Genomic DNA, 13426 nt, shown 5'->3' with positions numbered 1-13426 from the left:
CTTCTTTATTGCATGGGTACTAATCAAAAAACTAACGGCGGCTCGCTTGTTTGCGCAGTTCAAAATCAAACTCGTCAGGAAACAATACGACCCCTTCTTCATTTTGATTTGGGAATACAACAATCGATAGCTCGTCATCCTCTAGACCAGAGGTCCAACGGCTGTGCCACTTGTTTAAAGAGATCGCCTCAGGCTCGCAATCTTCCCAATCACCATTCGCCCATTGCAAAGCAAATTCTTCGTTTGGCCATACTGGTACACAATCATCATCTTCTGTATTTAACATGACACAGCCATGTTCGTCTTTCAGAATCCAAACCTTACGATTCGCCACAATCTCTTTTACGCAGTACTTTAAACGTTGCTCTTCGTTGTAGCGATTAATGGTATCCATCTGCTCTTGGGTCAGTTGCTCAGACATATTCGTCTCCTATTTCCCATAGAAAAATGCCCGCAGCTAGGCGGGCATTTAAAGTATATGCTAGAAAATTAAGCTAGCTCAGTTTGAAGCCAAGGCCAACCTTGCTTCTTACGGCTTAGCGTGTTTTCCATCATTAGCATGCCGTCTTTTTCGTGCTTAACAAGCTTCTCAGCCCACTCACCTTTGTATAGAAGACGAGTTTGAGCAGTCGTGATGTCTGTTAGCATTACAGCAGCGAACGCTAGGTTATCTTTCTCACAACGAGATTCTAGGTCTGCTTCTAGTGCTTCGATCATACCGTCAACTTGCTCAAGAGTTGCAAGTTCAACCTGACCAACCACTACGTCACGACCGTTGAATGGGTAACCTTTAAGGTCTTTCTCAACAAGCTCAGCCGCTGATAGACCTTCGATGTTTGTTTTAGCAATTAGAAGATCTTTAGTGAACGCGTCAACATCTTGTACGTCTGCGATTGCCGCTAGTTCAGCAACGGCATCTTTGTCTTTTTGTGTACAAGTTGGAGAAGCAAAACCTACTGTGTCAGATAGAATTGCTGACATCATTAGCTTAGCAATTTGTGGAGTAATCGCGTGACCTTCAATCTTGAACATGTTGAATAGAACAGTGTTGGTACAACCAACAGGCCAGATCCATGCTTCCATTGGGTTTACTGTCATCACGTCACCTAGACGGTGGTGGTCAACAATACCCGCAATTTCAGCTTCTGCGATATCGTCTGGTGCTTGTGCTAGATCTGAGTAATCTACTAGCCAAACGGTCTCACCCGCAACTGATGTGCGAAGCTCAGGAACTTCAGCGCCAGCAACTTCTAGGATGTGCTGAGTTTCACGGTTGATTTCGCCTTGGCGAATTGGCATAGCTTCAACGCCACGCGCTTTTAGAAGTTCAGTTGCAACGAGTGCACTACAAATACTGTCGCTGTCTGGGTTCTTATGACCTACAACTAGAATCATGTTTCTTCCTATTCAAGTCAATTTTATACGCCGCCTAATACAGTTAATTAGGGCGTGTTTGCTCACAAAGGCCGATACTTTACCTGATTTCAGAGAGTTTGACACGAAGAAAAGTTCACAATGCTATTGCGAATAAATCTCATTTACATATAATGATAATTATTCCTATTTGCATTTGAGTAAACGATGAACGCGACCCAATTATTACACTCTGCACAACAGTTGTTTCAGCCTACTCAGTTTCGTTTAGCTTATAAGCGATTGCTGATCCCTATCGTCATGCTCATTTTGCTAGGCAATGAAAATACACGTGACGTAGCCGTACAGACGCTATCCGACTCATTCTGGGCGGTGTCATGCTATGTTGCTGCCACATTGGCTATTTATCATTATCTTTCAAACTTTATGTCGAAAACCAATCGAATTACCGAGCTATATCATCGCTCGCGTAATCATCAGGTTTTCTTTGCTTCTTTGTTGGGTGCTTTGCCTGGCTGTGGTGGCGCTATTGTTGTGACAACGCAATTTATTAGTGGCCGAGTAGGATTTGGTGCGATTGTCGCGGTACTTACTTCAACAATGGGTGACGCTGCCTTTTTACTTCTGGCCGCCAAACCAAGTGTTGGATTAGGCGTGGTTGGATTAGGCATTATCGTGGGTACTCTTTCAGGGTTAGTCGTTAATGCTTTTCATGCTGATAACTTTCTGCGACCAGAACCAAAAGAAGCACCTCAGACACATGCTTGTTGCCAACACCAGACAGACCGACACACACCCCTTGAACAACGTGCAATCAATCTACAAGGCGCATTTTGGAAATGGCTTATTGTGCCTGCTAGTGTCGTTGCTGTGTTAATGTCTTTCCAAATCGATATTAATCAGCTGTTGTCTTTGCAGGCCAATACCATTGAATGGCTAGGCGCTATCTTCGCGGTGATCACAATGTCGTTGTGGGCTATGACAAAAGAGCTCGGCGATTATCAGTCAACGGTCTCTGAAGATGAAAAAATCGTGGACTCACACCCGATTCAAAAAGCAGCACAAGATACGAATTTCGTCAGTGCTTGGGTGATCGTGGCGTTTCTGGCGTTTGAACTGACGACCTATTTTTCTGGACTCGACCTTGTAGAAACCTTTTCTCATTGGGGAATTTGGATGCCATTAGCTGGCCTAGCCATTGGTATGTTGCCTGGTTGTGGACCGCAAATTTTAGTCACTAGCCTATACATTTCTGGTGCAGCGCCACTTTCTGCGCAACTGGCCAATGCGATTTCTAACGATGGTGACGCCCTATTCCCCGCTATTGCAATGGCACCGAAAGCTGCTTTGGTCGCGACTATTTACTCGTCCATTCCTGCGTTTATTGTTGGATACGGGTATTACTTTTTATTCGAGTTCTAACGCTCAGAGCATCAAACGAGAAAGGAGCCGCAATAGGCTCCTTTCTTGATCTTGGTATTAGGCGATTTACTTCACGTTTTATGCTGTAACGATCGCTTTCGCATTGAGCCCTTTATCCACGCTCACCATTAACAACTGGCAAGGTTCTTGGTTTAGCTTTTCCCCTGTCCAGTAATCATACCAGTCCACCGGTTGATCAGACGTCAGCGTAAATTCCATCGCTCCGTAACTCGCATAATTAAACAAACAATGGAGGTCATTCTTCGTCGTTAGTTTTAAAAACGCGTGATTTAAACTCAAAGCGGTAAACTTTGCAGATTGTTGGTTACGTTGTTGACGTAACATGAGCTTAGACAGTGTCTTCTTAGCAAACGGTGTAATCTCAGGGAGCGGGTCACCAGACAGCAGCAAACCACCACTCGCTAATAACACCGTGCGATGAAATTCATACTCTTCTCTGGATGCAGATTGATTAGCTAATGAAGTGAACGTGGCGCAATCCGGGTCAATTTGCCACAATTTTCGATGCTGCCAACTACGGTAAAAGGTTTCTTTGGCTATCTGTTCGAATCGACGACTATGACGCTCTACATCGTCAGAAACACGCATTGCATCCACAAGCCCCAGAGATGGCCACATTGGCGCGTTGCAACCTAAAAGCCACGCATCACCAGCGCCTTTGGCAATCGCTTCCATTCCTAAGCGATACGCCTCAACGCCTGTAATACCAGATTGTTTACGGACACCTTTTAAGGTGCCCCAATAGTTCGCGTCTAGCTTGAACAACTCAACGCCCCACTCTTGTCTCATGACAGAGACTACATGCGTCAGATGGTCTTGCACTTCTGGGTTTGAGGTATCGAGTATGTACCAAGGCGTGCATCGCCAACCACCGTATGTGACATCTTCTGCTTTAAGTAAGCCACCACCCTTGTGGCGAACAAACCAATCTGGATGCTGTTTGAAGATCTCCGACTCAGGCTGTGCAATGAAAGGCGCCATCCAAATTGCCGGCTTTTTTCCTTTTGCACGGATATTATGAATGAGCTCTTTTACGCCACCAGAAAACTTATCTGATGGGGTTAACCAATCGCCCATAAAGGCTTGATAGCCATCATCCAGAAGTAGCCACTCTAGGTCTTCGAGCTTATCTTGCATGCAATCCACGTTCTGCATGATGTTTTGCTCTGTCACGTCCGCGTAGTACGCGTACCACGAACACCAACCAACAGGCGCATCTTGTGTCACACCTTGGCGAACAGGATGATGCTTTGCAATCATCTCGCCATAGGTTTGATAAAGCTCGGACAGCGATTGACCACAGAGTACCGCCACGGACTCAAGTTGATTACTTTCCCAATCCGCCACTTGAGTCAACTCACCATCAATTGCGGCTGATAAAACCCAATGCCCATCACGCAGCACAACATCAAAATAGCCTGCAAAGCGATGACATGATGTGAAGCCAAATAATGTGTAGCCCGCTGAACCTTCCACCACTAAATAGTTGTAATAACGCTTAGGGGCATCTTTAGGGTAGATTCGATAAGAAGGATTATTGTCTGGGCAGCGACCAATATCAACGGGGTGATTGATCGTTCCCGCCGTTTGCGCCAACATTTGAAAACCATCCCCAATTACGTTGGCCTCGTGCTCGTACAAAAACGGCATTTCGAATAACACTTCACGGTCGGTAAAGGTTTTATTGTGAAGACCGGCAAAAGAAAAATGTAATTGATTACCCTTGACTTCAACTTGGAAGTCATTGTTATTCACAGTGATCTCAGTGTGATTTGCCAATTGAATGCTCTGAGCCATAATGGGTCTACTCACTTAATTATTATTGTTTAGCTTGGCGCATTATCTCCTGCTTGTCTCACCCAATTCGTTACCATCATCACGAATACCAGTCTCGTTTAACGTTATGAAGTTACTATTGAGACAACGCTCACTGAAATTTTGATAAAAAAATACCAGCCCTGAGGCTGGTATTTCGATTTATGCAAACTGCACTAATTAAGCAACTTCGATCGGACCACCAAATGAAGTGACTGGTGGCACTTTACCTGTGAACTTCTCGAAGTCTACGATACATGTGTTCGCAGAAGTCGCCTGTGCAAGCTCAGAAGAACCGATGTCTTGCGTCAGCGTGTTAGGATCACCGTAGGTACAGATTGCGCCCTCTTTCTCGTTTAGAGGACCGTACCATGCACCTTCTTCGATACGAATAACGCCACGTGGGTAGCTGTCAGTCAAAACAGCACCAGCTAACAGCTGACCACGACCGTTGAATACACGTACCAAATCACCATCTTTGATGCCTTTTGCTTTGGCATCCGCTGGGTTGATGTAAACCGGCTCACGACCTTGTACCGCGTAAGTCGCGCGGAACTCTTCAGACTCACACATTTGAGAGTGAAGACGCTTATCTGGGTGGCAAGACTGCAACCAGAATGGGTATTTATCTGAACCAGGACCACCGTGTGAACGCTCTGATTTTTCGAACCACATTGGGTGCTCTTGACAGTGTTCGTAACCGTAACGGCCGATCTTACGAGACGTGATCTCGATGAAGCCAGACGGCGTACCTAGTGGGTTAAGCTCAGGGTCTTTACGGAAGTCCGCATGACGAACCCAAGGTTTACCTTCACCGAAGTCTAGTACGCTCTTCTCCCAGAACTCGTTGAATTCTGGCATTTCAAACTTACCTTCGTTCGCTTTTTTACAATCGTTGTAAAGGCTTTCGATCCATTCCATCTCGCTCATACCACGAGTGTATTCTTCGCGGCGACCAAAACGCTGAGTGAGTTCACTCATGATTTGGAAGTCAGGCTTAGATTGGAACAATGGATCAACGAGACGATGCATCGCAATCAGACCTTTGTTCGAGTATGAACCGTATACGTCGATGTCGTTACGTTCCCATTGCGTACACGCCGGTAGAACGATATCTGAGAAACGACATGTCGCAGTCCAAGCAAACTCGATCGTTACAACCGTTTGAAGTTTGCGGAACGCTTTCTTCATGCGGTTACGATCTTGATGGTGGTGCCATGGGTTACAACCCGAGATAACCATCATCTTGAAGTCTGGCAGTTTCACTTTACCGCCGTTGTAGTTGATCTCTTTGCCAGGTTCTAGCAGACAGTCGATCCAACGTGCAACTGGGATAGTACGACTGTAGCCGTTAAAGTCGTTGTTGTCCCACTTCGGTTTCATACCTTGGTCAAGGTTACGAGGGAAACCACCAGGGCCCGCGAAACCAGTAGAAGGCACACCGATACTTGAATAGTGGTGACCGTAAGAGATACCACCGCCAGGTAGACCGATTTGACCAACCATTGCAGCAACCACAGCCGCTGCCCAGTATGGCTGCTCACCGTGCTCTTGACGCTGGATACACCAACCCATCAGGATCTGTGTACGACCGCTGACTAGCATGCGTGCGAATTCACGGATCTTGTCCGCTTTCACGCCACAAATCGCTGCTGCCCATTCGGGCGTCTTCTCTACTTTGTCTTTTGTCTTACCTTGAACGTATTGAATGAACTCTTCAAAGCCTAGACAGTAAGTATCAATGAATTTCTTATCGTACAGGTTTCCGTTGTACAACACGTGTGCCACAGCGAGCATGAACGCTACGTCTGTCAGCGGGTTGATGTACAAGTGATCGTTCTCTAAGTAGCGCTGAGTTTTGTTCTTCACTGGGTCTACAGATAGAACGTTGATCTCACCTTTTGCCACTTTTTCTTTTAGTTGTGCAAGGTACTTAAACGACTCATGCGTTTCACAGTTCCAACCTACTTGAAGGTTTTTCACTGGGTCGTTAGCCCAAAGAACGATGTTGTCAGAGTTTTCTAGGATCTCAGACCAAGACGTACCTTGTGCATAAACTTCGGTTGAGCCTAGCACGTACGGCATAATGGTTTGACCTGCACCCGTCGAGTAGTCACCTACTTTAGTGATGAAGTTGCCATGCATACCTACTGCACGTTGCATGTGCGCAGTACAGTTGTTAAATGAACCCGTTTGGTTCCAACCTGTTTGACCTGCATGCAGCGCCCATGGGCCGTAGTCTTTTTGAATACGTTCTAGTTCGCGATAAAACAAATCTAGCGCTTCATCCCAAGTTACTCGGATGAAACGGTTGTTACCGCGAGTATCTGCGCTGTATTTATGTTTCTTCAACCAATCTAGACGAACCATTGGGTAACGAACACGTGAAGGGCTGTAGATAATACCCTTAATGCCGTTCAACATTTCTGTTGGGTTTTTGTCTAGCTCTAGCGGCTTGATCTCTTGAACTTTACCCGCGTAGATGTGGGCGCGAAACGCGCCCCAGTGAGAACCGGTTACTTTCCAAGTACCTGTCGTCTCAACGGCATTTGCAGAGGCGGACGCCAATAAGCTAGGACCAATTACTGACGCTGCACTTGTGGTTGCTACACCTTTAAGAAAACTTCTTCGTGTAATAGCCATTTAAAATTACTCCAATCCGACGCTTATTAGTGGTGACCTTCAGCATAATCTGAAGAGTGTTTCTGTAGATACTTCAAGATCAGTGCTTCACTGTCTGTATCTAGGTTAACGAACGCCAACATACCGTCGAACATACCTGGCCAGGTGTTCGCGTCGAAGTGCGCTTCCGCAGGTTGAGTGTGACATACAGAACAATTGGTCTTGTAGGCTTCACGAGATTTTTCCCAAACAGGATTGATGTCGTTCAGCATAGACTCTTTCTTAATCCATACTTTCGCCGCTACTTTTTCCCAAGGAAGGCCTGTTAGCTCATCCACTTTTTTCTCACCAGTCGTCACAATGTTGCTGTCTGTTGCTGCTTCTTTCATCAGAGACGCAGTCGCAATGTTCTTACCGAAGTCTTCTTGAATTACACGACCAAAACCTTTTGCTTTGCGCCAACCGTCAATTTCGATCTCAACAAACTCGCCTTTGTCTTCAAGAACTTTAACGGTCGATGCAGGATTAAGAAGACCAGCTTCTTTACTGCCTTGCGCATCAAAGTAAATTGGTAGGTGACGAACGCTCACGAGTTGCTGACCAACGCCGTAATCCGTGTTAGAAGTCATACCCTCTAGATCACCCACGATACCGCCAATGCTGTCCATGCCTGCTGGTAGGTTGTGCGCAATACCCTTGTGACAGTCAACACAGCTTTGATCTTTCTCAGCGGCTTGCTTCATTTGGATACGAGCCGTAGGAGACATTTGCTCGAAATCCATCGATTCGTAGTTGTGACAGTTTTTACACTCCAGAGATTTGTTTGCCGAGAAACGATCCCATTCGTGTTTAGCAAGTTCGATACGACGCTCTTCGAACACACCCGGTTCGTCGTAGTTGCCAAATACTTGTGCAAATACTTCTTTAGAAGCTTGCATCTTACGAGCGATCTTATCTGTCCAGTTATGTGGAACGTGACAATCAGGACAGGTAGCACGAACACCAGAGTGGTTTTTCCAGTGCACCGTTTCTTGTAGCTCAACGTACACGTTGTCACGCATTGTGTGACAACTAATACAGAATTCTTCTGTGTTGGTTGCTTCTAGAGCGGTGTTAAAGCCACCCCAAAAGATAACACCAGCAATAAAGCCGCCCATAGTCAGCACACCTAGGCTGATATGTACAGCTGGGCGCGTCATGGTACGCCACAGTTTAATGATTAATGATTTCATTATTTGCTCTCTTAAAATCTTTTCAAAAGTGTGGTTATGAGCTCACTGGCTTACATGCCGTGCGCGCCTGGAGGTCCAAAGAAGAAGACTTGCAACATCCAAACGATGAACCCGTAGCCGCCAACAAAGGCCACACTCAGAATTGGGAAGAGAACAACTGCAATGAAGAGGAACGACTTCCACTCCAGGGAGCGTTTTTCACCACTCTCAATTTTATTAACATCACTCATACATTTGCCTATTTTGTATCTAGTGTTATTGAAAAGCCCGCGTAACCAAGCTTAAGTTTTTTACAATCTCTAATGGAAAATGTTAGACCATACTAATAGTAGGGTTCAATCAAATAAGCGACCTCAGACCTTGTAATTCAACACTTTTTTGAGCTCATCCAGAGATATGATGGATTGATGTTATTTATTAAAAAACATGAACAGATGTGACAAAATAAGTCTTTTAAGGAGTTGTTAAATAACCAACATTTAAGAAACATCGATCACATTTAAATCGTAATTACCATGCCATAAATCGACTTAAAAACTCCGAAAAAGATATCCACTTGTAAACAGAATGCTGCGTATTAATGTCTAAAATAGCACTCAAGGTTTACTTTAAGAACAGCAAAAAGTGCACATAGTGGTTCATATAAAGGGGAGGCTTAGATACAATTATTCGCGTATTTTCAAGGAGCGATTATGGATAACGTGGTGGATATAAGCTGGGTCAAACTGGCACTGTTTGGTTTGATTTTATTGGTCCCCTTCTTTATCAATGCCCGCTACAAATTAGGGATAGCAAAAGACACCATAATCAGTGTTATCCGAATGACACTTCAGCTCATATTGATTGGCGTGTATTTAGAATATCTTTTTCAATTAAACAGCTTACTTGTCAATATACTTTGGCTTGCCATCATGCTACTGATTGGTGCCAGCTCAATTGCGGGAAAAGCTCACTTACCTAAAAAGCCACTTATGCTTCCGCTACTAACGGGCCTTACCTGTGGTCTAATACCACTTCTGATAGCAATTACAGCAGGCCTAGTGCAACCATCCCCTATTTACAATGCGCAGTACATGATCCCACTTGCTGGTATGTTATTGGGTAACAGCTTGAGTAGTAATATCATCGCTCTTCAGAATTTGTTTACGGCTTTTGAGCAGAGACAAGCAGAATATGAGGCTGCAATCTCACTTGGAGCCTCTCCTCGCTACGCATCCTTCCCCTTCATTCAAGAGGCTCTTAGAAAGTCCCTTGCCCCGACTTTAGCTTCTATGGCCACTACAGGACTGGTTACCTTACCGGGTATGATGACCGGTCAAATTCTAGGTGGCGCGAGCCCGATGGTTGCGATTAAATACCAGTTAGTAATTATGCTGGCTATTTTCGTCATGTTGAGTGCCTCCGTAACCATAACGTTAGAAATGACATTGCGCTGGGTACAAACCAAAGAAGGCCGAATCAAGATAAAAATCGAGCAACCCGAATCGACCAAAACTCACGGTTAGTTGGCGCTTGTGGGTAAAGCCCGTTAAACAACTTATGGTGCCAAGTCGAACGTACTTATAACTGAATAACTCAACTATTCTTCGAGCACTCATCAAGACGCTTTCAGATGAAAAGTCAGGCAGAATTCTTTTTGATATAAGCCTCTAATTTTATGAAATTTTCTTTGCAAGTTTAGATACGCACGACCTTTGATACAGGTTATCCACAGAAAATGTGGATAAGCCCCCAAAACCCATACGCAACCAGAAACATAGCAACATAAGTGATCAATCGAATCGTCATGCATTGATCACGTGACTGACATGTTCTAATTTTATAGTAAAGGCAGTGACCACAAACTTGGAGAGACGTACATGGATGTCTTAATGATCAAAGAAAATTACGATGAACTCCTGTCCGATGCACCTCTGGATTGGCTCGTTCAAGAACCAAAGGAAGTAACTTCTCATTGGCTCCCAACCGATTTTGGCATCAACGAAGAGTTGATTTAGCATGACTCGACTTATTTGACATTTGCAGAGACAAATAAAAAGAAAGGCGAACCATCTGGTTCGCCTTTCTTGTGATCTTCTAAACTTATCGCAAATGGTTATCTTCATCGCGTAGATAAATCATCCAATACCACATGCCAACAAATACGCCACCACCAATAATGTTTCCTATCGTAACAGGAATTAGGTTGTTTACGATGAACCCCATCATGTTTAAGTCCGCGTAGTTTGCAATATCTGCCCCTGTCATTTGCCAAAACGCTTCTGGCGCAAAGTACTTAATACCAATCGCCATAGGTACTTGGAACATGTTCGCAATACAGTGCTCAAAACCTGCCGACACGAACATAGCCACAGGCAAAATCATGACCGCTATTTTATCTGTCAATGTTCGCCCACTAAACGTCATCCAAACTGCAATACAAACTAATACGTTACACATAATGCCAAGCGCAACAGCAGCAAAGAAACCATGATGTAATTTGTGTTGGGAGATCGCCATCGCGTTAAGACCAACTTGGCCATGATCAAACATATATTGCTTGGTAACTAGCATACAGGCCACGAGCAAAATGGCCCCAACCATATTGCCAAAGTAAACCACCAACCAGTTTTTGATAAGTGCTTGCCAAGAGATTTTTCCACTCGCACGCGCAACTAGTGTTAGCACAGAGCTAGTGAAAAGCTCGCCGCCAGTAACCACCACCAAAATCAAACCAAGGCTAAATGCCAGACCACCAATGAGTCGTGTAATGCCCCAAGGCAGCTCGCCTGCGCCTGTCGTTACTGTGGTATAGAAGATGAAAGCAATACCAATATGAAGCCCCGCAGAAATGGCGAGCAGAAAAGATTTGATTGGAGCTTTCGTTGCTTTGCCTACCCCCACTTCAGCCGCGCGTTCCGCAGCTTGTGGCGGTAATAGTGAGTCAAACTGATTAAAGTTCATTCTGGTGTAACATTTAGAAACATTTAAAGAGGCGCGGATAATCGCTCTATTTCCCTATTTTTTCAAGTTCTATTTGGCGTGTTTACTAAAATCGTTGTTATTGGGAGATCAAGCAATAAATAGCGCCTATCATTCGCTACCGTAAGTATCATTGATACTTAACAAGTATTCGGCCTTTCGAACAAAGATCCTGCGTTATATCAGCCTGATAGCGCCATACTTAACACTTCTTGTCGTTGAATGTTGCCCAACGCTACTTTTCAGACTAGCTTGGTAAAAAAAGCGCAAAGGAATCATTTATGAAATATTCAGCTGAACATATCGCCGAATTGAATCTACTTCTTCAGTTCGACCTAAGTAGTGCTGCAACTGGTATTAAAGTTCATACAGACGCGTCAGAAGAAATGCAGGCAGCCGTTGCTCGTCTATATGAGAAGCAACTTTGTACACAGCCTGACGGTGGTTATCTAACAGACGAAGGCATTGAAGTTGCAGAACATGCAGATAAGATTTTAAGAGTTTTGTCTGTGTAATTTGAACAAAAAACGCCACCGAACTCGGTGGCGTTTTTTAGTCCTATATTTTTCCTGTCGATGCCTGCGGCAATAATCGCTTTTTCATTTTGCTAAATGGTTGAACCTTGTCATACAACCAGTTAAAACCAGTAGCATAAAATAGGAAGAAAACGAGGAAGCCGGCTTCCAGCATCAGAGCTTGAAGAAGCGTAATTTCTAAGAACCAGGCAATCACAGGTAGAGAGATAAAGATCAATCCTCCCTCGAAACCAACAGTGTGTCCAAGCCGCATCGCTAAACTTCGCTCAGCTCGATTGCCACCAAACCACTTATCAAAGTACAAGTTGTAGATGTAGTTCCATATCACGGTATACATGCTCAACCCGACCCCAACCAACGCAAGATCACTAGAGCCCTTTCCAGTGATCAATGAAGCCGCTGGTACAATAATCGCGAGTGCGATTAACTCAAAAAGTACTGCATGAAAAATTCGTTCGTTACGAGTCATATTTCTCTGTCCAAATAGTTCTACTCAATGCTTAGAATTTTATCTATTATTTAGATAACCAAAAGTTAGATACCATCGGTTTAAGCGATATGTTTACCATCGAACAACTGCAAGCTTTTATTGCTACATCAGAAGCAGGATCATTTTCAGGAGCAGCTAGAAAACTGGGGCGAGCTCAATCTGTAGTGAGCCAGCACATCATGAATATGGAGATCGACTGTGGCGTTGAGCTTTTTGATCGATCAGGCAGGTACCCTAAATTAACTGAGAATGGCCTCGCGCTCGTACCTTATGCACAAGCAACAATCAGCCAACTCGACCGCCTAAACAATAGGGCATCGCAGCTCTTTTCCACGCCAACGAACAAATTAGTCTTAGCTATTGATGAAGGGATTCCTCTGACTCGCTTGCCGGATGTGCTAAAGAAGTTAGAGCAACGCTTTCCACACTTACAAGTTGAATGCTTAACGGCATCAAGCCCTGATATCATTGAATTGGTTAAGTCGGAACGCGCCACGACTGGGATTATTTTGAGTGATTTACAAATGCCAAGGCACATCGATTTCACCAATCTTGGCAATATTGCATTTGATGTCTATGTCTCTTCAACACATCCTTTAGCAAAGCAGCAAATCACTCACATTGATCAACTAAAACAACATCGTCAATTGGTCATACGATCCAAAAGTGCAGAGCCATGTGGTCTCAATCAAGCATTTAGCCCAGATATCTGGTACGCTGATAACTACTATATTTTGTTGGAATTGGCGAATAAAGGGTTTGGTTGGTGCTTTCTACCACAGCATTTAGTCGCGTATTCACCTAATACATTAAAAAAAGTTGGGGATGATTTCACAAAACTGGCTTGGCAAGTCAATGTTGACCTTATTCAGCACCAGAAATGGCATTCAGATCCCCTCCATCAACAAGCCAAAGCAGAACTGCTCAACCTATTCGGGCAGACATAAGTAAGT

Annotated in this window: 13 protein-coding genes; 5 read left to right on the top strand and 8 right to left on the bottom strand. The window is 44.4% G+C overall.

Going from position 1 to position 13426, the window contains the following annotated elements:
* Positions 1-31: 31 nt before the first annotated feature.
* Together N646_RS01040 and N646_RS01035 are read right to left on the bottom strand one after the other, a co-directional pair.
* Entirely contained in the window at positions 32-421 is a 390-nt protein-coding gene (locus tag N646_RS01040; protein ID WP_005378129.1) for a DUF2750 domain-containing protein, read from the bottom strand.
* Positions 422-489: 68 nt separating this feature from the next.
* The gene (locus N646_RS01035; RefSeq protein WP_017634678.1) at positions 490-1395 is read right to left on the bottom strand and encodes a manganese-dependent inorganic pyrophosphatase; all 906 of its coding nucleotides are present in this window, start codon (positions 1393-1395) and stop codon (positions 490-492) included.
* A gap of 186 nt (positions 1396-1581) precedes the next feature.
* Between N646_RS01035 and N646_RS01030 the strand changes: the two genes are divergently transcribed.
* Positions 1582-2796: a putative manganese transporter gene (locus tag N646_RS01030; protein WP_017820871.1), complete on the top strand. Its 1215-nt coding sequence runs from the start codon at positions 1582-1584 to the stop codon at positions 2794-2796.
* Between the two features lie 78 nt (positions 2797-2874).
* Here the strand turns inward: N646_RS01030 and N646_RS01025 are convergent, their stop codons facing one another.
* The 4 genes from N646_RS01025 to torE all read right to left on the bottom strand — a co-directional run bounded on the left by N646_RS01025 (position 2875) and on the right by torE (position 8716).
* Positions 2875-4614 carry a glycoside hydrolase family 36 protein gene (locus tag N646_RS01025; protein ID WP_017820872.1) on the bottom strand — a complete coding sequence of 580 codons (1740 nt, stop codon included), beginning with the start codon at positions 4612-4614 and terminating at the stop codon, positions 2875-2877.
* Between the two features lie 198 nt (positions 4615-4812).
* Entirely contained in the window at positions 4813-7275 is a 2463-nt protein-coding gene (gene torA / locus N646_RS01020; protein WP_017820873.1) for a trimethylamine-N-oxide reductase TorA, read from the bottom strand.
* 26 nt (positions 7276-7301) lie between these two features.
* Complete coding sequence (gene torC, locus N646_RS01015; RefSeq protein WP_005378139.1) at positions 7302-8486, bottom strand: pentaheme c-type cytochrome TorC; 1185 nt, start codon at positions 8484-8486, stop codon at positions 7302-7304.
* A gap of 50 nt (positions 8487-8536) precedes the next feature.
* Positions 8537-8716: a trimethylamine N-oxide reductase system protein TorE gene (gene torE, locus N646_RS23320; protein WP_005378141.1), complete on the bottom strand. Its 180-nt coding sequence runs from the start codon at positions 8714-8716 to the stop codon at positions 8537-8539.
* Positions 8717-9178: 462 nt separating this feature from the next.
* Here torE and N646_RS01005 point away from each other — a divergent pair, with 462 nt between their 5' ends.
* A complete protein-coding gene (locus tag N646_RS01005; RefSeq protein WP_017634681.1) occupies positions 9179-9991 on the top strand; it encodes an ABC transporter permease in 813 nt (270 codons plus the stop codon).
* A 354-nt stretch (positions 9992-10345) separates the two neighbouring features.
* Positions 10346-10483 carry a hypothetical protein gene (locus tag N646_RS24745; RefSeq protein ID WP_005378145.1) on the top strand — a complete coding sequence of 46 codons (138 nt, stop codon included), beginning with the start codon at positions 10346-10348 and terminating at the stop codon, positions 10481-10483.
* A gap of 85 nt (positions 10484-10568) precedes the next feature.
* On the opposite strand, the gene focA is transcribed toward N646_RS24745, so the two are convergent.
* Complete coding sequence (focA, locus tag N646_RS01000) at positions 10569-11429, bottom strand: formate transporter FocA (RefSeq protein WP_005378146.1); 861 nt, start codon at positions 11427-11429, stop codon at positions 10569-10571.
* Between the two features lie 299 nt (positions 11430-11728).
* Between focA and N646_RS00995 the strand changes: the two genes are divergently transcribed.
* Positions 11729-11962: a TIGR02647 family protein gene (locus N646_RS00995; protein ID WP_005378148.1), complete on the top strand. Its 234-nt coding sequence runs from the start codon at positions 11729-11731 to the stop codon at positions 11960-11962.
* A 43-nt stretch (positions 11963-12005) separates the two neighbouring features.
* Here N646_RS00995 and N646_RS00990 read toward each other — a convergent pair whose 3' ends face one another.
* Positions 12006-12452 (bottom strand): PACE efflux transporter, encoded by a 447-nt coding sequence (locus N646_RS00990; protein ID WP_005378150.1) that lies wholly within the window; start codon positions 12450-12452, stop codon positions 12006-12008.
* An 89-nt stretch (positions 12453-12541) separates the two neighbouring features.
* Here N646_RS00990 and N646_RS00985 point away from each other — a divergent pair, with 89 nt between their 5' ends.
* Positions 12542-13420: a LysR family transcriptional regulator gene (locus N646_RS00985; RefSeq protein ID WP_005378151.1), complete on the top strand. Its 879-nt coding sequence runs from the start codon at positions 12542-12544 to the stop codon at positions 13418-13420.
* Positions 13421-13426: the final 6 nt, after the last annotated feature.

Source organism: Vibrio alginolyticus NBRC 15630 = ATCC 17749 (genome assembly GCF_000354175.2).
GTDB classification, from domain to species: Bacteria; Pseudomonadota; Gammaproteobacteria; order Enterobacterales; family Vibrionaceae; genus Vibrio; species Vibrio alginolyticus.
Note: the sequence above shows the minus strand (reverse complement) of the source record. Positions and strands in the feature narration are given on the sequence as shown.